General features: G+C 67.6%; 17 protein-coding genes. 10 read left to right on the top strand and 7 right to left on the bottom strand.

Annotated features, from left to right (window positions below):
* Window positions 1-89: 89 nt before the first annotated feature.
* Window positions 90-494: a hypothetical protein gene (locus U5817_RS01680; RefSeq protein WP_407279512.1), complete on the bottom strand. Its 405-nt coding sequence runs from the start codon at window positions 492-494 to the stop codon at window positions 90-92.
* Between the two features lie 118 nt (window positions 495-612).
* The gene (locus U5817_RS01675) at window positions 613-1,362 is read right to left on the bottom strand and encodes a TorF family putative porin (RefSeq protein WP_407279511.1); all 750 of its coding nucleotides are present in this window, start codon (window positions 1,360-1,362) and stop codon (window positions 613-615) included.
* A 338-nt stretch (window positions 1,363-1,700) separates the two neighbouring features.
* Between U5817_RS01675 and U5817_RS01670 the strand changes: the two genes are divergently transcribed.
* Entirely contained in the window at window positions 1,701-4,361 is a 2,661-nt protein-coding gene (locus U5817_RS01670; RefSeq protein ID WP_407279510.1) for a molybdopterin-dependent oxidoreductase, read from the top strand.
* A gap of 62 nt (window positions 4,362-4,423) precedes the next feature.
* Here U5817_RS01670 and torT read toward each other — a convergent pair whose 3' ends face one another.
* Window positions 4,424-5,497, bottom strand: a complete 1,074-nt coding sequence (torT, locus tag U5817_RS01665; RefSeq protein WP_407279509.1) for a TMAO reductase system periplasmic protein TorT — start codon at window positions 5,495-5,497, stop codon at window positions 4,424-4,426.
* Between the two features lie 308 nt (window positions 5,498-5,805).
* On the opposite strand from torT, the gene U5817_RS01660 reads away from it, so the two are divergent.
* A complete protein-coding gene (locus tag U5817_RS01660; RefSeq protein ID WP_407279508.1) occupies window positions 5,806-8,775 on the top strand; it encodes an ATP-binding protein in 2,970 nt (989 codons plus the stop codon).
* Here the strand turns inward: U5817_RS01660 and torR are convergent.
* The gene (gene torR, locus U5817_RS01655) at window positions 8,772-9,491 is read right to left on the bottom strand and encodes a two-component system response regulator TorR (protein WP_407279507.1); all 720 of its coding nucleotides are present in this window, start codon (window positions 9,489-9,491) and stop codon (window positions 8,772-8,774) included. The two genes, U5817_RS01660 and torR, sit on opposite strands and share 4 nt — an antisense overlap.
* Window positions 9,492-9,640: 149 nt before the next feature.
* Entirely contained in the window at window positions 9,641-10,819 is a 1,179-nt protein-coding gene (locus U5817_RS01650; RefSeq protein ID WP_169132918.1) for a porin, read from the bottom strand.
* Window positions 10,820-11,223: 404 nt separating this feature from the next.
* Between U5817_RS01650 and U5817_RS01645 the strand changes: the two genes are divergently transcribed.
* Both U5817_RS01645 and U5817_RS01640 read left to right on the top strand, forming a co-directional pair.
* Entirely contained in the window at window positions 11,224-11,541 is a 318-nt protein-coding gene (locus U5817_RS01645; RefSeq protein ID WP_169132852.1) for a hypothetical protein, read from the top strand.
* Between the two features lie 4 nt (window positions 11,542-11,545).
* Entirely contained in the window at window positions 11,546-12,271 is a 726-nt protein-coding gene (locus U5817_RS01640) for a hypothetical protein (RefSeq protein WP_407279506.1), read from the top strand.
* A 6-nt stretch (window positions 12,272-12,277) separates the two neighbouring features.
* Here U5817_RS01640 and U5817_RS01635 read toward each other — a convergent pair whose 3' ends face one another.
* Window positions 12,278-12,742 (bottom strand): winged helix-turn-helix transcriptional regulator, encoded by a 465-nt coding sequence (locus U5817_RS01635; protein WP_169132854.1) that lies wholly within the window; start codon window positions 12,740-12,742, stop codon window positions 12,278-12,280.
* Window positions 12,743-12,876: 134 nt separating this feature from the next.
* Here U5817_RS01635 and U5817_RS01630 point away from each other — a divergent pair, with 134 nt between their 5' ends.
* The gene (locus U5817_RS01630) at window positions 12,877-14,178 is read left to right on the top strand and encodes a D-amino acid dehydrogenase (RefSeq protein ID WP_169132855.1); all 1,302 of its coding nucleotides are present in this window, start codon (window positions 12,877-12,879) and stop codon (window positions 14,176-14,178) included.
* Entirely contained in the window at window positions 14,175-15,236 is a 1,062-nt protein-coding gene (gene alr, locus U5817_RS01625; protein ID WP_407279505.1) for an alanine racemase, read from the top strand. Before U5817_RS01630 ends, alr begins: the two co-directional genes overlap by 4 nt.
* Window positions 15,237-15,324: 88 nt before the next feature.
* Here alr and U5817_RS01620 read toward each other — a convergent pair whose 3' ends face one another.
* Window positions 15,325-18,462 (bottom strand): EAL domain-containing protein, encoded by a 3,138-nt coding sequence (locus U5817_RS01620; RefSeq protein WP_407279504.1) that lies wholly within the window; start codon window positions 18,460-18,462, stop codon window positions 15,325-15,327.
* Between the two features lie 366 nt (window positions 18,463-18,828).
* On the opposite strand from U5817_RS01620, the gene U5817_RS01615 reads away from it, so the two are divergent.
* The 4 genes from U5817_RS01615 (at window position 18,829) to U5817_RS01600 (ending at window position 24,091) form a co-directional block, all read left to right on the top strand.
* Window positions 18,829-19,173, top strand: a complete 345-nt coding sequence (locus U5817_RS01615; RefSeq protein WP_169132858.1) for a DUF2249 domain-containing protein — start codon at window positions 18,829-18,831, stop codon at window positions 19,171-19,173.
* A gap of 178 nt (window positions 19,174-19,351) precedes the next feature.
* The gene (locus U5817_RS01610; protein ID WP_407279503.1) at window positions 19,352-20,761 is read left to right on the top strand and encodes a diguanylate cyclase; all 1,410 of its coding nucleotides are present in this window, start codon (window positions 19,352-19,354) and stop codon (window positions 20,759-20,761) included.
* A gap of 260 nt (window positions 20,762-21,021) precedes the next feature.
* Window positions 21,022-23,655, top strand: a complete 2,634-nt coding sequence (locus U5817_RS01605; RefSeq protein WP_407279502.1) for a cytochrome c3 family protein — start codon at window positions 21,022-21,024, stop codon at window positions 23,653-23,655.
* Window positions 23,656-23,743: 88 nt separating this feature from the next.
* Window positions 23,744-24,091 (top strand): hypothetical protein, encoded by a 348-nt coding sequence (locus U5817_RS01600; RefSeq protein ID WP_169132415.1) that lies wholly within the window; start codon window positions 23,744-23,746, stop codon window positions 24,089-24,091.
* The last annotated feature ends 11 nt before the right edge of the window (window positions 24,092-24,102 follow it).

Raw genomic sequence — 24,102 nt, 5'->3', positions numbered from 1 at the left:
CGGCGCTGCAGCCCATCATACGACCAATCGTCCGCGCGGGCAGCGTCCGTCGGTGCCCCCCGGACGCAATCCGTATCGCCGCGGAAGCCTCAGTCGCGCAGTTTCTCGAGCGGGATGCCCCAGCGCGTCAGCGTATCGCGCAGCAGCGTCTGCTCGGGCAGGCAGATCACGCCGTCGGCTTTCGACAGCACCAGCATTGCGCGGCACACCATCTCCCGCAGGACAGGATCGGTGATGCGGTCGAGCATCATCTCGAAACGCTCGATGTCGAGCATGCGCACCGGATCGACGCGTTCGGGGCGCTGCAGCAGGCGGCGGCAGTGGTCGATGATGGCCTGGATCAGGGTGTCGCGCTCGACGCCCAGCAGCTTGGGAATGCCGAGGCGGTCGAGCGCCTCGAGCTCGCGGCTGGCGAGCACGCCGTCCGCGAGCAGGGTCAGGGCCACCAGCTCGGTGGCGACGGCGCGTTGCGCCTCGTAGGTCGGGTCGGTCATCGGCGGGAATGCGGGTGCGCGGAAAATGCTGAAGGATAACGCCCCTATGACCACATGCTGCAACGAATGGTTTCCCGCACGCTTGCGGCCGCGCACGCCATGCGCGCGGCCGCCTCGCTCAGAAGCTCTTGGACACGGCGAACACCACCCGTTCCTTGAAGATCTTGCGCCCGTCGCGACTGCCGTAGACCTTGTGGCTGCGGTCGACGTCGGTGTCGTGGTAACGCAGGTCGAAGTTGAGCCCCCACATGGACTTGGTGACGCCCACGTTCCAGTGCTTCCAGCCCTCGGCGCCGTGGCCGGTCAGTTCCTGGTAGCCGAAGGAGCCGTCGACACCCCAACCGTCGCCGAGCGCGACTTTCGGATGGATCGCGTAGTTCACGCCCTTCCAGCCATCCACGCCGAACCAGTCGTCGAGGGTCGGCGTGACTTCCAGCTTCAGGTTGACCGGCCCGAAGTTGCGGTCGAGGTACATGTACAGCTCGCTGTAGTTGTAGCGGTTCGCCCCGGGATACTGGTACGAGAAGGCCATCACGTTGTAGTTGAAGCCGCTGTCGCCGATGCTGCCGTACTTGCCCAGATAGGGCCCGACGACCGCGTAGATGTCGGGCGAGCCCTCGAACTTGTTGGTCGAGCCGAAGTACCCGAGGTAGACGCCGGTCGAGTGCGTCCACGTCAGCGAGGCCTGGACGGCGGGAATCTCGCCGCTGACGGTCTCGGATTCGCCGCGGAACACGTAGTCGGTGGCGAACTTCACCGAAGCGCCGACCGTGCCGCCGAGCACGACCGGCTTGTCCTCAGCGAACGCCCCCTGCGCAAGCATCACGGCAGCGCCGGCGAGCAGCATCTTCGAATAACTGGTTTTCATGGTGCACTCCCTTTACATCGTTACGGATCGTTCGGAATCCGGCGTGCTTCACCGGACTCGTTCGGATTGGATGATGGGGAGGCGACATGAACGGCGGCGCGGAGAACGGTGAATCGACGTGCGGTTTTGTAATACCCCACGAATTACTCATCACCTTGACTGCATGGAACTTTCCGTCCATTGCGGCACTGCTTCCGTAAATGGGCGCGAGCGCTGTTAACAGTGGTTAACGAATCTCCACGCGCCATCGACAAAACGGCGCGGACTGTTCATCCGCGTTCCCTAGCATTGGAGTCGGAAAAGTCATTCGAGCAACCGGCACTGTAGGGAGATCAATCATGAGCATGTCGAGAAGGGAATTTCTGAAGGCGTCCGTCGCGTCCGCAGTGGCAGCGAACGGACTGGCGTGGTTCGGCGCGAGCGAAGTGTTCGGCGCCGACACCGTCGTGATCCCGAGCGCGAGCCACTGGGGCCCGTTCAAGGCGGTCGTGAAGAACGGCGTGCTCGTGGGCGTGCAGCCCCTCGCCGACATCGACGCGATGCCGACCAAGATGCTCACCGAAGGCCTGATCAGCCGCGTGTATCACAAGACCCGCGTGATGTACCCGATGGTACGCAAGTCCTACCTCGCCAACCCCACCGGCGACACCAAGCCCCACCTGCGCGGCAAGGAGCCCTTCGTGCGCGTGACCTGGGACGAGATCCTCGCCATCACCGCCAATGCGATCCTCACCACCGCCGAGCAGCACGGCAACGAGGCCCTCTTCAGCAGCTCCTACGGCGGCTGGTCGCACGCCGGCCTGCTGCGCCCGCAGGTGCTGCAGGGCCGCCTCTTCGGCCTCATCGGCGGCCATTCCGTGACCACCGGCGACTACTCCGGCGGCGCCTCGCAGATCAGCCTGCCGCACATCATCGGCGACATGGAAGTGTATTCGCCGCAGACGGCGTGGGAAGTGATGGCCGAGCACACCGAGGTCATGGTGTGGGTGGGCTGCGACCCGTGGAAGAACAACCGCATCGAATACACCGTCGCCGACCACCAGATGTTCCCGCGCTGGAAGCTTATCAAGGACCGCGGCGTGAAGTTCATCTCGATCAACCCGCAGTACACGACCACCGACGAGGCGCTCGGCTCGGAGTGGGTGAAGATCGTCCCCAACACCGACGTCGCGCTGTTCCTCGCGATGGCCTACCACGTGTATACGACGGGCAAGTACGACAGGGCCTATCTCGACAAGTACACGGTCGGCTTCGACAAGTTCCTGCCCTACCTGCTGGGCAAGGACGCCGACGGCACGCCGCCGAAGACCCCCGAGTGGGCGGCGAAGATCACCGGCATCCCGGCGCAGAAGATCGTCGAGCTGGCCGAGCTCTTTGCCACGAAGCGCACCCAGTTCGCCGGCGCGTGGGCGCTGCAGCGCGCGCACCACGGCGAGATGACGCACTGGGCGATCATCAACTTCGCCGCCATGCTGGGCAAGATCGGCAAGCCCGGCCAGGGCGTGGGCTTCAGCTGGCACTACGGCGGCGGCGGCATGCCGCAATCGACGCACCCGATGCCGGTCGGCCTGTCGCAGGGCCGCAACCCGGTAAAGTCGCGCTGCCCCGCCTCGCGCATCAGCGAGATGCTGCTGAACCCCGGCAAGCAATACACCCGCGACGGCGCCACGCACACCTACCCCGACGTGCATCTCATCTACAACGCCGGCAACAACTTCATGTCGCACCAGCAGGACACCAACGAGCTGCTGCGCGCGATGAACGGCAAGGTGCGCACGGTGATCTGCCAGGATCCGTGGTGGTGCGCGTCGTCGCGCTTCGCCGACATCGTCCTGCCGGCGACGTCCGCGCTCGAACGTGACGACATGAGCAGCGGCGGCACCTACAGCAACGACAAGATCTACGCGATGCGCCAGGTGATCCAGCCCTACGGCGAGAGCCTCGACGACTTCGAGATCTTCCGCCGCCTCGGCGACCTGATGGGCGTCGGCTTCCAGTTCTCGGAAGGCAAGACCGTGCCGCAGATCCTGCGCGAGTCCTATGACCGTACGAACCCGACGGTGCCATTCGACGAGTTCTGGGAGAAGGGCATCGTGAAGATCGACGTGCCCGAGAAGATGCGCAAATGGGTGCGCCACGGCGATTTCTACACCGACCCGGAGAAGAATCCCCTTCACACCAAGTCCGGCAAGATCGAGCTCTATTGCTCCGAGATCGACGGCTTCAAGGTGCCCGACTGCCCGCCGATCCCGAAATTCCTCGAACCCGCGGAATACCTCGGCAATGCGAAGCCCGGCCAGGTGCACGTCGTCAGCCCGCACCCCTTCAACCGCGTGCATTCGCAGATGGCGCAGGCCGACGTGCGCAAGTACGAGAACGTGAAGGGCCGCCAGCACGTGCGCATCAGTGTCGAGGACGCCAAGGCCAACGGCATCAAGAGCGGCGATCTCGTCGAGCTGCACAACGAGCGCGGCGCCCTGATCGCCGGCGCGGTGGTCACCGACCAGATCATGAAGGGCGTGGTCAGCCTCGAGGAAGGCAACTGGATCCAGCTCGACTCGAAGGGACGCTGCAACAGCGGCGCGATCAACATGATCACGACGAGCGTGGCGTCGAGCGGCCTGAGCCAGGCAACCAGCGCCAACACCTGCATCGCCAGCCTGAAGAAGTGTACCGATGCGGAATCGGAAAACCGCGCGTACGAGCCGCCCCCGGTCGAGAAGACCGCCAGCCTCGGCCTCGATGTTGCCGGCATGAAGCTGTACGAACGCGCAGCCGCGCTGAAAGGCGCGACCATGGCGAGCATGACGCCGGGCGAGAAGCTGTTCTACGAACGCTGCACGCTGTGCCATGTGCCGCGCGAGCCGGGCGACTACACGAAGAAACAGTGGCACGGCATCACGCAGAGCATGTTCCCGCGCGCCGGCCTCGACGAGGCGCAGAAGAAGATCGTGCTCGACTTCCTCGAGAAGAACGCGAAGGACGCAGCGGCGATGTAAGCGGCGACGCCCCGGCCGGGGCGTTTGCCCGCGCAGCCCGGCCTCGCGCCGGGCTTTCCTTTCTATTGCGCCGCCGGCTCGTAGCGGAATTGCGGCAGGAAGGTGCTCGGTGCGAGCGAATCGTCGAGATCGATGCGCTTGAGCGCCGCGCGGTCGACGACCTGCACGCGCGGACCGACATGGCGCGCGACCTTCCGCCCCTCCAGCAGATCGACCGCCTGCCCGACCGACAGCCGCCCCTGCAGCACCGGCGCATCCGACGGTGCGGCGAGGATGCGGCCGCGCAGGATCCCCCGGTACACCGCCGGCGTGAAGTAGGTCGCGACGATGCCGACACGCTCATGCAACCCCCGTTCGCGCAGCACGCTGATCGCCGCCTCGGCCATCAGCGCATTGCCGACGAGGTAGCGCACCGCCGGGTGCTCGTCGAGCGTGCCCTGCACGAGGTTGCGCTGGATCGACTTCGCCGTGTCGCCCCACGCCGTTGCGCGGATCGCGATACGGCTGCCGGCGATCGCCTCGCGGAACCCGCGGTCCACGAAGGGCACCCAGCCCGCCCCCTGCGGCCCCGGGAACCATGCCACCGGAACCTCCTCGCCGCGCCCCGGATGGCGCCGCACGAGGTATTCGCCGGCAAGCCGCCCCATCTCGTGCCACGACACGCCGACCTTCGCCGCGATGCCCTCGCCCGCGATGTCGTTGACGGTCGCGAGCACCGGCACGCGCTGCGCGATCTCGCCGATGACGTCGGTGAGGCCGTCGAACGACACCGTGCCGAGGATCACCGCATCGACCTGCGGATCGCTGCCGCAGGCCTTCAACTGTTCGCGCTGGAGCTGCAGGTTGGGATAGCCGCCTGCCTCGACGAGGCGCAAAGCCACGCCCAGCCGCCGCGCCTCGTCGACCATGCCGTAGTTCACACCCAGCCAGTAGGCGTCTTTGATGTGCGGGAAGGCCGCGCACAGCGTCCAGCGTCGCGTCGCCGGCCTTGCCGGCACGTAGGAGGCGGCGATGCCCGCCTGCGAGTAATCGTAGGGAGCCTCCCAGCGCGTGATCTCGCGCGGCGCGGGGCCCGCAGCGACAGCGCCAGCCAGTGCCAGCAGCGCGCTCGCGATGACGACAGGGATACGCCGCATGCAGGTGTTCCGGAGGTGTCGAGGTGCGCAGGCGACAAGACTGCCGCCGCGGGAAGGCGCAAACGCCCGCGTTGCCTGAGTTCGTGCCTTGCGCGCAGAATGGTATTCCAATCGCAATGCGGGGACAAAGTCGAGAGGACTCGTACGAACCACAGGGCAGCGCTTCGTGTGGGAGCGGCTTCAGCCGCGAATCGGCGCCATCGCACACGTCGCGGCCCATTCGCGGCTGAAGCCGCTCCCACGGGAATATCCCTCACGCGCCATTCCAATATGCCGCCCCCCCTGCTCCGACCCGACGCACACCATAGATGAAAGCCTGGATTGCACGCCTCGATGCGCGCCTCGGCCTGATCGGCAAGCTCGTCGTCGTGCTCGGCGCAGCCGCGCTGCTCACGCTCGCGGTCGCCGCAATCGCATGGTTCAGCTTCCAGCAGGTCGTCGCGACGCAGCGCGCGATCATCGACGACGCGGTGCCGGCGATGGACGCCGTGCAGGCGGTCGCGCGCCTCAACATGCGCGTCGGCGCGGTCGTCGACCGGCTGGGCCGCGCGGAATCGCCCGAGGAGGTCGATCGCCTGCAGCGGACGTCGGGCGAACAACTCGCCGAGCTGCGCGGCCTGCTGCAGCGGCTGGAGCAGCGCCGCTTCGAACCGGGCCTCGGCGCGGTCGTTGCGGCCACGCTCGATGCGATCGCGGCAAACCTCGCCCGCCAGGCCGACGAAGTGCGCCGCCGCCTCGCGCTCGACCGACGGGAACGCGAGCTCTTCGCCACCCAGCAGCAGGCCGTGCTGGCGCTGGTGATGTTGTCGGAGTCGCTCGCGGCGAACGCCTCGACCTCGACGACGGCAACGATCTCCAGCCTCTACCCGCTGATCGAACGCAACCCGCCCAGGGAACGCGTGTTCGAATCGCTGGATCGCCTGGTCGAGGTGAACTTCGATCGCATGGAGCGCATGGCCGAGTTCCAGCTCGCCTGCTTCAACCTCAAGACCCTGCTCGAACGCCTCGAGCGCGAGGACGCCCCCGACGCGCTCGCGGCGCTGCAGGCGAGCTTCGACGGCAACCGCGAGATCCTGCGCCGCCGCCTGGACGACATCATCGACCCCGGCCGCAAGGCGAGCGGCGCCGCGCATTACGCCGTGCTCGCCACCGCGACGGCGGCGGACGGCCTGTTCGCGACCCGCCTCCTGCGCCTCGAGCTGCTGCGCAGCTTGCTGCAGCTACGCGACGACGGGGCCGCGCAGGCGGCACGGCTCACCGAGCAGGCGGGGGCCATGGTGGTCGCCGCACGCGCAGCGATCGACCTCGCCGGCGAGCAGTCGAAACGCGCCGTCGAACGCGGCATCGTCGGCTTCCTCGCGGTCGGCGCGATCCTGTTTTTCGCGCTCATGGCAACCCTGTGGGTGCTGTTCCGCTACCACGTGCTGGGCCGCCTGCAGGGCATGGAGGCCACCGTGCGCGCGCTGGCGAGCGGCCAGCTCGACGTCGCCATCCCGGCCACCGGCAACGATCCCCTCACCCCCCTCGCGCGTGCACTGGAGCAGTTCCGCGACCATGCGCGCGAGCGCCGGCGCCTGGAAGGCGAACTGCTGCGCCACCAGCAGGAACTGGAGGATCAGGTCGCCACGCGCACCGCGGAGCTGCAACAGAGCAACACCCTGCTCGAACACGAAGTCGCCGAACACGCGGTCGCGCGGCGCGAGGCCGAGGAAGCCAACCGCGCGAAGGCCGTGTTTCTCGCCACCCTCAGCCACGAGCTGCGCACCCCGCTCTCCGGCGTCAGCGGCAGCGTGCAGCTGCTGCGCGACACCGGGCTCGACGCGCGCCAGCAGGAATACGTGCGCATGATCGGCTACGCCAACACGACCCTGCTCGAGATCCTCGAGGACATGCTGAGCTTCTCGCGCCTGGAGGCCGGCAAGTTCGACTTCGAGCACCTGCCGTTCGCGCTGCGCGACACCATCGACAACATGCTCGCGCTGCAGGGCGTCGCGGCGCGCACCAAGGGCATCGCGCTGGTGCGCGACATCGCCCCCGACGTACCCGACATCCTCGTCGGCGACCGGCGCAAGCTCAATCAGATCCTGCTCAACCTCATCGGCAATGCGATCAAGTTCACCGACGAAGGCTCGGTGACGGTTTCCGTACGCGCCGATGGCGTCGAAGCGGGCGGACCGGCGCGGTTGCATTTCGCCGTCACCGACACCGGCATCGGCATCCCGTCCGAACAATGCGCCGAAGTGTTCAAACCCTTCGTGCAGGTCGAGGACGCCCGCCACCGCCGCCCCGGCGGCACCGGCCTCGGGCTCGCCATCTGCCAGCGCCTGGTGGAACTGCTGGGCGGGCGCATCGCGCTGGAAAGCGCGCCCGGACAGGGCACGCAGGTCGCCTTCGACCTTCCCTTCGAGCTCGCCGAGGCGCTCCCGCAGGCAGCCTCCGACACCCGCCCCGACAGCGCGCAGCGCGCGCTCGACGTGCTGCTGGTCGAAGACGACGAGATCAACCGCATCGTGTGCGTGCGTTACCTCGAATCCCTCGGCCACCGCCCGCTCGTCGCCGGCGACGGCGAGGAAGCCATTGCGCTGCTCGGCCAGCGCCGAGCCCCGCTCGACGCCGTGCTGATGGACATCAGCCTGCCGGGCGCCTCCGGCGTCGAGGTGGCGCGGGAGATTCGCAAGCTCGACGGGGGCCGCTGGGCGGCCGTGCCGGTGATCGCGATGTCGGCACACGTGTCTGCGGATGCCGTCGCCCGCTACGTCGACGCCGGCATGGCAGGCTTCCTCAGCAAGCCCTTCGACCGCGGGCAACTCGCACGCGCCCTCGCGGCCACGACCGCCGCCAGCCCCGCCACACCGTCCCGGCCGGACGAGGCCGCCTCATCCGCGACCGGTGAACCGGTGCTCGACGAGGCCTACCTCGCCGCGGAGCTAGACAGCCTCGGCGCCGCGACGCTCGCGCGCCTGCTCGGCCTCTTCCGCGCGGACACCGACGCGGCGCTCGCCGAACTTGACGCCCATCTCGCGGCGAACGACGGACTGGCGCTCGGCAAGCGCGCGCACCGCCTGCGCGGCGCCGCCGGCAATCTGGGCTTTCTGCGGGTGATGGCGGCAACGCGCCATCTGGAGAACGCCGCAACGGAGCCGGCGACCGACGTCACCACGCTGGCACCGCTGGTCGAAACCCTGCGCGCGGACTGCCGCGAGGCCTGCGCCGCGCTCGAAGACTGGCTTGGCGCGCAGGAAAGGGGCGAAAAGAATCAAAGGGACGCCGACGGCTAAACGGCGGTGACGTCACCCGCGAACAGGTAACCCTCGCCGCGCACCGTCACGATCAGCTCGGGGCTCCTCGGGTCGTCCTCGAGCTTCTCGCGCAGGCGCGAGATCAGCACGTCTATCGTGCGGTCGTTCGGGTCCCACGCGCGGTGGCTCACGGTCTGCATCAGGCGCTCGCGGCTCAGCACCACGCCCGGGCGCCGCACGAAGCTCGCCAGCAGCTCGAACTCGCCGCGGGTCAGGCTTTCCCGGCTGCCGTCGCTCGCGACCAGGCGCCGATGGCCGACCTCCAGCGTCCACCCGCCGAACCGGTAGGCACTGCGCTCCTGCGTCGCAGGCCGGTTGCGGTTGCCGCGCAGGATGATCTTCACGCGCGCAAGCAGTTCGCGCGCATTGAAAGGCTTGGTGACGTAGTCGTCGGCGCCCGACTCCAGGCCGACGATCTTGTCGATTTCGTCGCTGCGCCCGGTCACGAGGATGATGCCCAGGCGCTCGTCGTGCGCCCGCAGCTCGCGCGCCAGTTCCAGCCCGTCCTTGCCCGGCAGGCCGACGTCGAGCAGCACGACGTCGATGGGCTCGGCTTGCAGCGTGCGCCACATGTCCTCGCCGTTCGACACGGCCAGCATCTCGTAGCCCTCGTTCGAGAAGTAGGCCTCGAGCCGGGCACGGGTCACCGGGTCGTCGTCGACGACGAGGAGTCTGGCGGGTCGATTCTCGATCAAGGTCGGCGCGGAAGGTGGAGGATGAACGGCATGTCGGACGCGCCGCCGGTGCGACGCGCTTCCGATTATATCGGGATTCCCGCTCCCCCCGGATCGACCTGTCCCGCAGGCCCCGGGCGCCTTGCCCGGGGCCACCACTTGCGTGCGACTCAGAAGAACAGGATGCCACCCAGCGAGATGGTGCGGGTCTTCAGATCGCCCGGGAAGATCTCCGCCCCGGTGCCCTTCTCGCGGTTGTACTCGGCCACCAGCGTGATGTACTTGTTCAGGCTGTGATACACGCCGAGCGTCGCCGAACGGAACTTGTTGGTCTCGCTCAGCGTGCCGCTGCTGTCGCGGTTCTCGCCGTAGTTCAGGCCGACCTTGGTCTTGCCGAACTTGTAGGTGCCCTGCACGAAGTAGCCCTTGCCCTTGGTTTTCTCGAAGGGCGAGAAGTACAGCGCGCCGACCGTCGATAGCCCCAGCCCCTTCGCGTCGAAGCCGTAGGCCACCGCCTCGAAGTTGCCGATGCCGATCTTCGCACCGAGCTCGTAGCCGTTGGCGTCGAAGCTGCCGTCGCCACTCGTGCCCTGGTGGATGTAGCCGGCCCACAGCGACCCGGTCGTCGTCTCGCTCGCCTTCCAGTCGTAGTTCAGCATCGCCTGGAAGCCCGGGTCCTTGGTCTCGTCGCCGGCAAACTTGTTCGGATCGAAGATGCCGGCCGAGGCCGAGAAGCCGCCCATCGTCGGCGTCGTGTAGGTGATCTGCGGCTGGAAGCCGGTGTACATGTAGCCGTGGCCGATCATGCCGAAGGTGGTGTTGAACGGCGTCGCCGCGTAGCTGTTGCCGCCCAGGCCTAGCAGCGTCATGTCAGAGAGGATGATCTTCTGGCCGAAGAGCCCGATGTCGCGGCCGAGCTTGATCGTGCCCCAGTCCGGCGCGCCGAACTGGAAGTACAGGTTGCGGGTATCGATCTGCGAGAAGGGGCTGTCACAGCCGGTCGCCCCGCCGCAGCCCGGGTTCGTCGGCAGGCCGACCACGTCCGACTTGTCGTTGATGCCGGGCGCGAAACCCACGTGCGCCTTGATGTCCAGCCCCTCGACCTTGGTCGTGAACACGAAGTTGATCCAGCCCGGCAGCAGGCCGTTGGTCAGCGCGGAGTCGTGAGTCTTCACGCCACCGGACTCGGACGTGCGGTTCGAATAGAAGCCGTTGATCGTCCCGTTGATGTCGATCGTCGAGTCGCCCTGCGAGAAACTCACCGCATGGGCCTGCCCCAGACCGAGCGCACACAGTGCCCCCGCCATCGCCGTCCGCTTCAGCACACCCGTTTTCGCACGAATAGTCATGTCTTCCTCCTTGGCCTTTGGTTTTGCTGCCTTGTTTGTTTGCGTTCCGCCCCCGCGCCCCTGTCCCGCAGGGCGCCAACCGGTGCGTGCAGCCTCGCCGGTGGGCGGGCCTGGGCGCACATCGCAAACTCCGGGCCAAGTCCGGATTGCTGCACTTTGACCACTTTTTTCGCGATTTTCGCTACGCATCACCCCCATATCGCCGCACACATCTGATCCGCTTTGACACAGCGCGCCGGCTCCCGGCGATACAGTTGTTACAGGGTGGAACACCCCCACCCCTGGCAGGCGGGGACATTCGCCCGTTTGCGATTGCCACCGTCCGCGAATTGGCGGAACATTCCCCCGACACACCGCCACGCCCCCGCGCCGGCGCAGCTCCCCGCCCCAGCCTCAGACCGACCATGAATTCCCCTGCACACCCCCTGGCCGCCGCCCTGCTCGCGCTCGTGCTGGCCGCCCCGCTGAGCGCGGCAGCCCAGTCGCGCATCCCTTCGCTCGACCGCAACGACCACCTCGGCGAAGTCGGCCGCGCCGCGCGCCAGAAGGCCATCGAGCGCTTCGACGGCGCCGACGCCGACAAGGACGGCAAGCTCACGCGTGAGGAAGTCACGGGCCGCTTCACCTACCTGAGCGACAATTTCGAGCAGCAAGACAAGAACCGCGACGGCTTCCTCGACTGGGAAGAATTCATCGGTCACGACCGCTGGAAAAAGGAATAGGACAATGCCTCGCCGGCCCGACCCTGCGTCCTGGCTGCGGCGGGTTCTCGCCGCGGCGGTGCTGGCCTTCGCCAGCGCGGCAGGCGCGGGAGATCTCGGCCCGCTGCTCGAACGCATCGAACGCGCCTATGGCACCGTCACCCCGCCGAACACCATCCTGCAGCGCGGGCACACGCTCTCGCACAGCCGTGGCGAAGGCGCCCTGCTGCGTGCGTACCGCGGCGCCGAGCGCTTCCGCATCGAGATCCACTACCGGTCCGGCACCGAGACCCGCATCATCGACGGTCCGACTGCGTGGCAAAGCAGCAAGCCGATGAGCGAAGCCTTCCGCGGCGCACTCATCCTGCAGGCGGCACGCGTGGCCCTGCCGTGGAACCTGTTCGCGGCACGCGCGCAACTGCGCGACGGCGGCGAACACCGTGCCGGCGAAGTGCGCCTGCATTTCGTCGAAATGCCGCTCGGCAACAACCTGCGCATGGTGGCGGAAATCGACCCCGAGTCCGGACGCATCCTGCGCTCGCGCGGCATCCTCACCCACCCGGGCGGCAGCGAGATGGTGTTCGGCACCGTATACGAGGACTTCCGCACCGCGAACGGTCGCCTCTACGCCGCCGTCGAACACCACTACGCGATGGGCCGATACATCGGCCGCTCGGTCATCGAATCGGTCGAATACGACACACCGATCGCCGACAGCCTGTTCCGCCCGGATATCCCCGGCCTGATCTGACGCCGCTCATTCGGGCGGGATGTACAGCGTCTCCTTCAGCTCCTCCATCACCACGTAGCTGCGCGACTCCGCCGCCGACGGCAGCTTGAGCAGGATGTTGCCGAGCAGGCGCCGGTATTCCCCCATCTCGGTGATGCGCGCCTTCACGAGATAGTCGAAGTCGCCCGACACCAAATGGCACTCCATCACCTCGGGCACGAAGCTCAGCTCCTTCTTCACGCGGTCGAACACCTCGCCCGACTTCGCCGACAGCTTGATCTCCACGAACACCAGCAGGTTCTTGCCCAGCGCATGCGGATTCACGTGCGCGTGATAGCCGGTGATCACCCCCTCGCGCTCCAGGCGCCGCACGCGCTCGGTACACGGCGTCGCCGACAGGCCGATCTTCGCCGCCAGATCGGTCATCGAAATCCGGCCGTCCTTCTGCAGCAGATCGAGGATCTTGCGGTCGATACGGTCGAGTTCGCGCATTTCACTAATCCGGAGGAAAACACCGCCTAAATATACGTTAATTCACTATATCGCACATATATTCAAGTGAATTTCACTACTAAACCATCACTAGACTGGCGATATTCAATGCACCGGAAATCATGGAGTCAGTCATGCGCGTTCTCGTCCTCGGCAGCGGCGTCGTCGGCACCACCACTGCGTACTACCTCGCCCGCAGCGGCGCCCAGGTCACGGTCATCGACCGCCAGCCCGCGCCGGCGCTCGAGACCAGCTACGCCAACGCCGGCCAGGTCTCGCCCGGCTACTCCACCCCGTGGGCCGCGCCCGGCATCCCGCTGAAGGCCATGAAGTGGCTGTTCCAGCGCCACGCCCCGCTCGCGATCCGCGCCGACGGCAGCCTGTTCCAGCTGCGCTGGATGGCCGAGATGCTGAAGAACTGCACCGCGAGCCGCTACGCCGTGAACAAGGAACGCATGATGCGCCTGTCCGAGTACAGCCGCGACGTGCTGCGCGACCTGCGCGCCGACACCGGCATCCGCTACGAGGAACGCACCCGCGGCACCGTGCAGCTCTTCCGCAGCCAGGCCCAGGTTGACGCGGCCGCGCGCGACATCGAGGTGCTGAAGGAATGCGGCGTGCCCTTCGAGATGCTCGACCGCGACGCGCTCGCCGGCGCCGAACCGGCGCTCGCCGCGGTGCGCGACAAGCTCGCCGGCGGCCTGCGCCTGCCCAATGACGAAACCGGCGACTGCCAGCTGTTCACCACGCGCCTCGCCGAAAAGGCGCGCGAGCTGGGCGTCGAGTTCCGCTTCGGCCAGGACATCCGCGAAGTGCTGGTGGGCGGCGGCGACGTCATCGGCGTGCAGGTCGGCGACGAGGTGCTCGCGGCCGACCGCTACGTGCTCGCCCTCGGCAGCTACTCGCGCCAGATGCTCAAGCCGCTGGGCCTCGACCTGCCGGTCTACCCGCTGAAGGGCTACTCGCTCACCGTCCCGCTCGTCGACGCCGCGAAGGCGCCGGTGTCGACCGTGCTCGACGAAACCTACAAGATCGCCATCACCCGCTTCGACGACCGCATCCGCGTCGGCGGCATGGCCGAGCTCGCCGGCTTCGACCTCTCGCTCAACCCGCGCCGCCGAGAAACGCTGGAAATGGTCGTCGGCGACCTCTTCCCCGGCGGCGGCAATCTGCCCGCGGCCGAATTCTGGACCGGCCTGCGCCCGATGACGCCGGACGGCACCCCCATCGTCGGCGAGACCGCCTATCCCCAGCTCTACCTCAACACCGGCCACGGCACGCTGGGCTGGACCATGGCCTGCGGCTCCGGGCAACTGGTGGCCGACCTCGTCACCGGCCGCCAGCCGGCGATCCGTCATTCCGATCTGGGACTCGCGCGTTATGGCAAAGTAGCGGCTTCCCGCTCGCAAGGCCTTAACCTTTCTCCCGCCGCATGAGACCCGCCCGCGCCCTGATCGACCTCGACGCCCTGCGTCACAACTACCGCCTCGCCCGCGGCCGCCACGGCGGCCGGGCACTCGCCGTCGTCAAGGCCAACGCCTACGGCCACGGCGCCGTCGCCTGTGCGCGTGCCCTCGCCCCCGAGGTCGACGGCTTCGCCGTCGCCTTCCTCGACGAAGCCCTCGAACTGCGCGCGGCCGGCATCGAGCAGCCCATCCTGCTGCTCGAAGGCATCTTCGACGCCGCCGAGCTCGACGAGGTCGTGCGCCACGACCTGTGGATGGTCGTGCACCACGCCGAGCAGATCCGCATCATCGACCACGCCAAGCCGGCACTGCCGCTGGACGTGTGGCTCAAGGTCAACAGCGGCATGAACCGCGCCGGCTTCATGCCTCACGAGCTGCGTGCCGCCTGGCAGCGTCTCAAGGACAACGGCCGGGTCGGCAGCATCACGCTAATGACCCACTTCGCGCGCGCCGACGAACCGCACGTGCTTGCCACCTCCGAGCAGGTCGCCGCCTTCGACGCCGCCACCCGCGACCTGCCGGGCCCGCGCAGCCTCTCCAACTCCGGCGCCATCCTCGGCTGGCCCGACGCGCACCGCGACTGGGCGCGCCCGGGCATCCTGCTGTACGGCGCCGACCCCATGCCCGGCGAGCCCAACGGCCTGCGCCCGGTGATGACGCTGGAGAGCGCCATCATGGCGATCCGCGAGATCCCCGCCGGCGCCCCGCTCGGCTACGGCGCGCGCTTCCGCGCCGAACGCCCGACGCGCGTGGGGCTGGTCGCCATGGGCTACGCCGACGGCTATCCGCGCACCGTGCCGGACGGCACCCCCGTCGCCGTCGACGGCATCCGCACGCGCCTGATCGGCCGCGTATCGATGGACATGCTCACCGTCGACCTCACCGACCTCCCTGATGCGAAGCTCGGCAGCCGCGTCGAGCTGTGGGGCAACAACGTCCCGGTGAACCGCATCGCCGAAGCAGCGAACACGATCGCCTACGAGCTGCTGTGCAACGTCAAGCGCGTGCGCTTCGAATACGCGGACTGATGCGCCCCCTCGAAGATCGCCGTTCGCCCTGAGCCCTTCGTCAAGCTCAGGACAGGCCTGCCGCAAGGCTCAGCCCGCAGGGCGGGATTCATCCCGCCACCAGCGACAGCCCGCCGCGCCCGGCCCGCGCCTCCCGGCGGAACAGCAGCCCCTCGAAGGCCTCTGCGCGCAGCGGTTTCGCGATCAGGTAACCCTGCAGGAAATCGCATCCGCGCTCGCGCAGGAAATCCGCCTGCGCCTGCGTCTCCACGCCTTCCGCCACCACCTTCAGGTCGAGGCTGTGCGCCATGTTGATGATGGCCTCCACCAGGTGCACGTCATTGCGGTCCCCGGGGCAGTCCCGCACGAAGCTGCGGTCGATCTTGACGATGTCGACCGGGAAGCGCTTCAGGTACGACAAGGACGAAAATCCCGTGCCGAAATCGTCGAGCGAATACGCAACCCCCTGCTCCTTCAGCGCACGCATGCGCTTCTCGGTTGCACTGTTGGCGTCGACCATCACCGACTCGCAGATCTCCAGCGTCAGCGCCCCCGACGCCACCGCGTAGCAGTCCATCACCTCGGCAACCAGCTCGGGCAGGGCCGGGTCGCGGAACTGCACCCCCGAGACGTTCACCGCGAGGTGCGGCAGGACATGGCCCAGCTCGCGCCAGGCGTGCATCTGGCGCACGGCTTCGCGCAACACCCACGCGCCGATCGGCACGATCAGCCCGCTGTCCTCCGCCACCGGCACGAAATCGGCGGGCGACATCGCCCCGAGCTGCGGATGCGACCAGCGGATCAGCGCCTCGGCGCCGAACAGCTCGCCGCTGTCGGCCGCGACGATGGGCTGGTATTCCAGGGTGAAGGCATCCCGCGCGAGCGCGGTGCGCAGGTCGGCCTCGATCTGCATGCGCTTGAGCGCATCGCACTGCATCTCGCGCGCATAGAAGTGGAAGCGGTTCTTGCCATTCTGCTTCGACTTGTACATCGCGATGTCCGCGTTGCGCAGCAGGCTGTGGACGTCGTCGCCATCGTCCGGGAACACGGTGATGCCCATGCTGCCCGAAATCTGGTGCCGCGTGCCCGGCAGCGCGATCGGCTGCTCCAGCACGCCCAGCACCTTCTCGCCGACCGTACGCAGATGCTCGGCGTCCTGCAGGTCGCCCACCACGATCGTGAACTCGTCCCCGCCCAGGCGCGCCACCGTGTCCTGCTCGCGCACACAGCCCTTCAGGCGGCGCGCAACCTCGACCAGCAACTCGTCGCCGACGTCGTGGCCGAGCGTGTCGTTCACCCACTTGAAGCCGTCGAGATCCAGGAACAGCAAGCCCGCCTTGCTGCCGTTGCGGCGCGCGTGCACCAGCGCACGATCGAGGCGGTCGTACAACAGGCTGCGGTTCGCCAAGCCCGTCAGCGCGTCGAAATTGGCCTGGCGCCAGATCGCATCCTCGTGCTGCTTGCGCTCGGTGATGTCGCTGAACATCGCGACATATTCGACGACGCCGTCCTCCTCCCCGCGCACCGCCGACATCGTCAGCCACTGCGGGTAGATCTCGCCGCTGCGGCGCCGGTTCCACACCTCCCCCTCCCACTCGCCGCAACTCGCCAGCGCCGACCACATCGCGTCGTTGAAGGCCTCGTCCTGGCGTCCCGACCCGAAGACCGTGGACTTGCGCCCGATGACCTCCTCCGCCGCATAACCCGTGATGCGGCAGAACGCCGGATTCACCGACGTGATCGTGCCCTCCGCGTCCATCGTCATGATGCCCTGGCTCGACGCCGAAAACACCACCATCGCCTCGCGCATGCGCGCCTCCGTGAGGCGCCGCTCCGTAACGTCCTCCACCGTGCCGACGCAGCGCGGCGGCTCGCCCGGGAGCACGATGCGCTCGGCGATCTCGCGCACCCAGCGGACCTCCTCATCCAGCAGCACGCGATGCTCGATATCGAAGGGTTGGCCCGCAAGCACCCGCTTCCATGCCTTGCGCACCATCCCGCGGTCCTCGGGATGCACCGCGTCGAGCAGAACCTGCCACGACAGCCGCCGCTCGGCCGCCAAGCCGAAGAGTCGTCGCGTCTCGGCGGACAGCTCGAGCCTGGGCTCCTGTGGCAGATAGACCCAGCTGCCGACATGCGCGATCGCCTGCGCACGGTTCAGGTCCGCAGTGCGCTCCTCGACCAGCGTCTCCAGCTCGCTCTCGTGCGCCTTCAGCTCCTCGAGCAGGCGCACCAGGCTCGCCGCGAGATCCCCCACCTCGTCGTTGCCGAAGCGCCCCGCACCGAAGCCCTGCCGCGGCCGCCCCGTCAGCGCGACTTCACGGGCCGCGCTGGCAAGCTCCTCGATGCGACGCGTCTGCGCGCGTGCTAGCGCATAACTGCCCGCACCGACCAGCACGATCGCGATCAGGCCCCACGCCACGTGCTTGACGAGCAACATCCCGATCGGCCGCTCGAAGACGTCGGCATCCATGCTCACACCCACCTGCAGGGGCGCCGACAGGGGCAGCCCCGCACTCACCCCGTGCGCGCTCGTCACCAGCCGCTCCGGGTTGCCCGGGAAAGTACGCCGCACGACCACGCCATCACCTGCCCTCAGCACCACCTCGACGAGACCGTCGTCGTTCAGGTCGAAGGGCGAAGCGGTGCCATGCAACCACTGGCTGAGATTCGCCTCGAACACCAGCGCCCCCTCGAAGGTCCCGGTGGCATTCACGAGGATGGGGACCGCGATGCGCAGCATCACATCCTGGCCGCCATGCTCGATCTCGGCATGCGTCTCGCCGCGCAACACCTTGTCCGACAGCCATGCCACGCCGCGGAAGCTCCGCGGCGCCTTGCGCGCGGCGACGGGCTCGCCGCGGTAATCGACGAGGACGAGGTTGTAGTCGATGGTTGCCGCGAGCGTGTGGCGGGCGAGGAAGGGTCTCAGATAGACATCCCGCCCTTGCGAGTCGAGCAGCGCATTCGACAGCAGGGGCTGTCCGGCGAGCGCGGCCAGCTCGCGATGTGCCAGGTCCAGCGTGCGCTCGATGCGCTCCGACACCGAGCTGGCGATCTGCGCGAGGTGCCCCGTGGCGATACCTTGCACCAGCGTGCGTGCATTGAAATACGACAACGCGGCCATCACGACCACGACCAGCGTGGTCAGCGCCGCACCGTACAGGGCGTAGCGACCGCGCAAACCCAGGCGCATGCGTCTCGGCGCATCCGGCACCGCGAATGCAGGCGGGCGGCTAGCGCGCATCGCCCCTCCGCTGATCCGCGCATGCGGCACGAGAGCCCCTCCACCCCGCACGGCACTGCGCAGCGACAATCCCCATCGCCTCGGCCCTCCGACGCCCGCAAGGACTTCGCCCAGCTCGCTTCATCCTGTTTCTCGAATATGTTCTTGTTTTATTTAAAGGTAACACATAGGGGAAAAACCTGCGCGTCGTCATATCGCGGGCGTGCCTCCACTCCCCTTCGCGCCGCCGACGACGGGGGGCGATTCTTGTTCTGGCTCAAGGCGCGCGGCACCTGCGCCACCTACGATCGGAACCCTGCGGCACCCCCTACCCGTTTGCGCGAGCATCCATATCGCCATCGCCGCCCCAACCCGGAGACCCGACTCATGAGCGAACTGCCCATCCTCGACAACACCGTCTTTCCCTTCGACGCCCGCGGCGTAGCCAAGCGCTTCCGCCACGCTGCGATCTTCGGCGCCCTCGAATCCCTCGAGGACGGCGAGACCATGCGCTTCGTGAACGACCACGACCCCCTGCCGCTGCTCAACCAGATCCAGCAGCGCTACGGCGCCCAGGTCTCGATCGCGTACGTCGCGCGCGAACCGGGCAACATCGTCATCGACTTCCGCATCCAGCTCCACGCGCGCGACCAGGAACCCGCTCCGCTCCCGGCATCCACGGGCGGCGGCTGCGGCGGAGGTGGTGGCGGCTGCGGCTGCTCGGGCCACTGAGCCCCTTGCGGGTCCGGCCGCGCGCCGGGCCCGCGCACCGGCCTCGGGGCCGCTGCCCCCGCCCAGGGTGCATGTGATCGGAATCACGCCGCTCGCCCTGCGATCCCGCTAAAATGCCGCGGATCGCAAACCATCGAACGGAGTGCGGTTATTGTTCACGCACTCGGGACTTGGTCGAATGAGCGAACCCCTGGCCTCTACGGAAACCCCGGCTCGCGACGCCCACGCGTCGCTGCTGCATTCGCTCGTTGCCCAGTCGCCGGCGCTGATCGCGATTCGCGGCAACGACGGCACCTACCTGTACGCCAACGAATCCTTTGCGCAGACCCTCAATGTTCCGGCCGCATCGCTGCCGGGCCGGCACGAGGACGACGTGCTGCACACCGCCGGCCTGCCCCGCGCCCTGCGCATCGGCAACGGCGCCTCGGCGGAAGTCACTCACAGCGAAGAAGAAGCCATCGTGGGACTGCGCGCGCGACGCTTCCTCATCACGCGCTTCCCCCTGCGCGCGGGTGACAGCGAAGTCATCGCCTCGGGGATGATCGCCACCGAGATCGGCGCACGCGCGGGCAGCCTCCCCAATCCGGCCGAGTACGCCGAGTCGCGCCACGCCGAGCTCCTGCATGCCCTCGAGCAGATGGAGCGCCTCGCCTACACCGACCGGCTGACCGGCGCATGGAACCGGCGCCACCTCGAGGACGCCGCGCTGCTGGAAATGTCGCGCGCCGAGCGCCACGGCCACGCAGTTTCTCTGCTCGTGCTGGACGTCGATCACTTCAAGGAAATCAACGACCAGCTCGGTCATGCCGTCGGCGACTACGTTCTCGTCGAACTCGTCCGCCGCATCCGCAGCGACATCCGCCGCGCCGACACCATCACGCGCTGGGGCGGCGAGGAATTCGTCGTGCTCGCACCCGACACCGCCCTGCGCGAGGCCGAACAGCTCGCGCACAAGCTGTGTGCCCGCGTGGCGGAAGCGCGGCTGTCGAGCGCACGGCCCGTCACCATCAGCGCCGGGGTCGCCGAGTACCGTTGCGGCGAAGGCTTCGAGCACTGGCTCGCACGTGCCGACCGTGCCATGTACCGGGCCAAGAACACCGGACGCAACCGCGTCGTCGCCGACCCCTACTCCGCCTTCGCGAGCGACGGCACCCGGCTCGCCTCCTCGCCCGTCGAGCTGGTGTGGCGCGAAAGCTACCGCAGCGGCAACGAGCGCGTCGACCGCCAGCACCGTCAGCTTTTCGAACACGCCAACCGGCTCCTGCAGGCGGTAATCGCCCACGCACCGCGGGCGGAAGTCCTCGAAGCGATGGAGGTCCTGGTCGAGGACATCACCGCGCATTTCGCTGAGGAAGAGCGGCTGCATGCCTCCATCGGCTATCCCGACCGCGAGGCGCACGCCGCCGAACACGGGCATCTGCTCGCGCAGGCCAATCGACTGTTCGAGCGCGCCCGGCTGGACGCCGAGCTCCCCATCGCGGAAGTATTCCAGTTCCTCGCCTACGACATCGTCGCCCAGCACCTCGTGGGCGCTGACCGGCAATACTTCCCCTATCTGGAAACCCCGCCCGCGTCCGCAACGCGGTAATCCGCGCCAGGCAAGCGCGCAAGCCGTTCGGCAACTGCGCTGCAAGACCGATACGTTTCGGCACTTTGCTTTCGCCCGGGCGTACCCGATAATCGCCCGAAAACAACGAGCCTTGCGCAAGCAAGCGTGACTATCCGCCCTCGCCAGCCGGGCCGGCGGAACTTGCAACCCCGATTCGGCGTCGACATGGGGCCGGTCGATTCGGCCCCGCGCTGGATGGCGTGCGGGCAACCCAACCGTCAACGCACACCAGACAGACGATGAACGAGTCCATCGACGATGGCCCCTCCATCGGCGTCCCTCCACCGCGGGGCTGCCGAACCTCCGCGACCACCGCTGCAGTCGGAAACAGTCACGCACCGTTCCGCGCCCCCGCTGCCCGCCGCTGGATCCGCACGCTGCGACGCGCCGCGATCGCCCTCCTTGCGCTCGCCTGCATCGCCCCCGCCGCAGCCCAGCAGTCGAAGATCGCAAATACCAAGCACAACCTGTCCGCATCCGGATCGGGAACGGTCAAGGCGACTGCCGAGAGCCAGATCTGCGTCTTCTGCCACACCCCGCATGCGGCCAACGCTGCCGCGCCGGCGCCGCTGTGGAACCGCGATCTTTCCAGCGCCACCTATACGCCCTACACATCCAACTCGCTGGACGCCCAGACCATTTTCGGCGCCCTGTCCCAACCCGGCGGCAGCTCCAAGCTGTGCCTGTCCTGCCACGACGGCACGATGGCGATCGGAACGGTCGGCGTCCTGGGGGGCAAGACCAACGTGTCGGTGACGATGAGCGGCACCGACGCGGGCAAGATGCCGGCCGGTCCGCAAGGCGCCACCTCCGGCTTCACGCGCAATCTGGGCATCGACCTGCGCAACGACCATCCCATCTCCTTCACGTTCAACGACACGCTGGCTGCCGCGGACGGCGAATTGCGCCGCATGGACCTCCAGCAGCGTTACCCCGCCGGCTCGGGCACCGTCATCGGCATCCGCAGCACCGGCTTCAAGCCGCTGCTGCCGCTGCAGCCGACCGGCACGGCCGGAGCGGGACAGGTGCAATGCACCACCTGTCACGACCCGCATCTCGACGTATCGAAATTCCTGCGCCTGAACCGCTTCCAGACCGTCACCCCGTCCGGCACCGATTTCAAGCCCGCCTCCGACCAGATCTGCCTCGGCTGCCACGACAAGCTCGGAACCGCATGGTCGCAGTCCTCGCACGCCTCGCAGATCATCGCCGACGAGCAGTACAAGCTCGAGGCCGCCAATCGCCGCGAATTTCCCACGACCACCCAGGTCTGGCAGGCCGCATGTCTCAACTGCCACGACACCCACGCGGTGCAGGGCTCACGGCGGCTGCTGCGCGAAGGCGTCGGCGGGACCAGCGGCGGCACGGGCGTCGGCAGCTACAAGACCGGCTCGACCTCGACACCCAATACCGTTTCCGCCATCGAGGAAACCTGCTACCAGTGCCACGCGAACGCGGCCGAAAGCGTCATCAGCACCGCCACCGGGGCCGTCCCGAACATCAAGATGGACTTCGGCCCCACCAACAAGCACATGCCGATCACCACGGCGGAGCAGAAGTCGGGCGTCGAAATCCACGACATCAAGGACCGCAACTTCACGGAGAGCCGGGAGAGCCTGGGCCAGATCAACGTAAACAACCGGCACGCGGAGTGCACCGACTGCCACAACCCGCACCGCGTCACGCGCAACAGCCTGTTCAACCTCGGCGGGACGGACCAGCGGACTCACGTGCCCGGCGGGGTGAACGGCAATATCGCATCGGGCGCCCTGCGCGGCGCCTTCGGCGTCGAGCCCGTATACGGCTCGCGCAGCTTCTTCGAACTGCCGAACAGCTACCAGGAAAAGGTCGGCGACGGCGGACAGGGCGCGAGCACCGCAGTGAGCAGCCCATGGGTCACGCGCGAATACCAGGTGTGCCTGAAGTGCCACTCCGACTACGGCTACCCCGACGATAACGTATTCCCGAGCGGCAACCGGCGCCCCGAACTCGGCCCGCCCGGCACGTCTTCCGGGGCAACCATCACCGGCCGGAACAACTATACGCGCTATACCAACCAGGCCCGCGAATTCCAGGCGCCGACCGCACACCAGGGCGCCCCCGGCTCCCTCGGCGCCGATGCCGGCGCGGGAGCGGCCTACAACACCGGCAACCATCGCTCCTGGCATCCGGTCATGAACAACACCGGCCGCACGATCGGCCTGCGCAACACCGCCGTCGCCAATGCGTGGCGCGCGCCGTGGAACGCGAGCGTCGGCACCAACACCATGCACTGCACCGACTGCCACGGTTCGGACACCGCCGCTGGAACGATCACCCCCCCTGCCGGGCAAAACTGGGGACCGCACGGCTCTGCCAACGATTTCCTGCTGAAGGGGCTGTGGAACACCAGCAGCGGCAGCGGGCAGGCCAATACGCTCTGCTTCAAGTGCCACGAATCGACCCGCTACGCGGATCGCAACGGTACGGGCACGGGTTTCAGTGGCGGAGGACGCGGCGATCTGCACGCCTACCATACCGACAAGATCGGGAGAATCCGCTGCAACTGGTGCCATGTCGCCGTCCCGCACGGCTGGAAGAACAAGTCCCTGCTCGTCAACCTCAACGACATCGGCGCCGAAGCCGGCTATGCCGGCAGCAGCAAGGAAGTTGCAACGAATGGAAGCAACTCCACGTACAACGAAGGTCCGTACTACCGCAACGCCAAGCTGAAGGTCGTGAATTTCAAGCAGAACGCCAGCTGGAGCGATACCGACTGCGGTTCGGCGGGCAAGGCGTCCGGTGACCGTATTGCCAACAGCCAAGGGGGAACGACGAACACCACCGGCACCGGCAAGAACTGGATGATCAGCACCTGCGACAATCCGCCATAGGCAAGCGATCTGATCAGCATCAACCCGACCCCGGTGCCGAATTGCTAGAGTGCGCGGCATTCGCTTTCCGACGGGCATCGACGCGCACATGAAACCCTGGCTCATCCTCATCAACGACTTCGCCCACGACCTGTTCACCGGCCTGTGGTTCGGCGGCTTCCTGACCATGTTCGTGCTGCGCCAGCGTGCCGCCGATCCGGCACTGGACGCGGGTCAGCTCGCGCTCATGAACGAACTCATCGGCGTCTTCGTGTGGGTGACGGCGATCTCGCTCGGCTGCATCATCCTCACCGGCCTGTTCCGCTTCTTCTACTACCGCAGCTGGGACGGCGCCGGCATGAAGGATGTCAAGAAGCGCCTCCTCATCATCAAGCACGCCGTGCTCGGCTCGTCCTTCCTGATCGGCACGGGCTTCGTCGTCGCCTGGAGCCTGTAAGGGGGGAGCGC

Origin of the sequence: Aromatoleum evansii (genome assembly GCF_045689615.1) — a bacterium.
Lineage (GTDB): Bacteria > Pseudomonadota > Gammaproteobacteria > Burkholderiales > Rhodocyclaceae > Aromatoleum > Aromatoleum evansii.
Note: the sequence above shows the minus strand (reverse complement) of the source record. Positions and strands in the feature narration are given on the sequence as shown.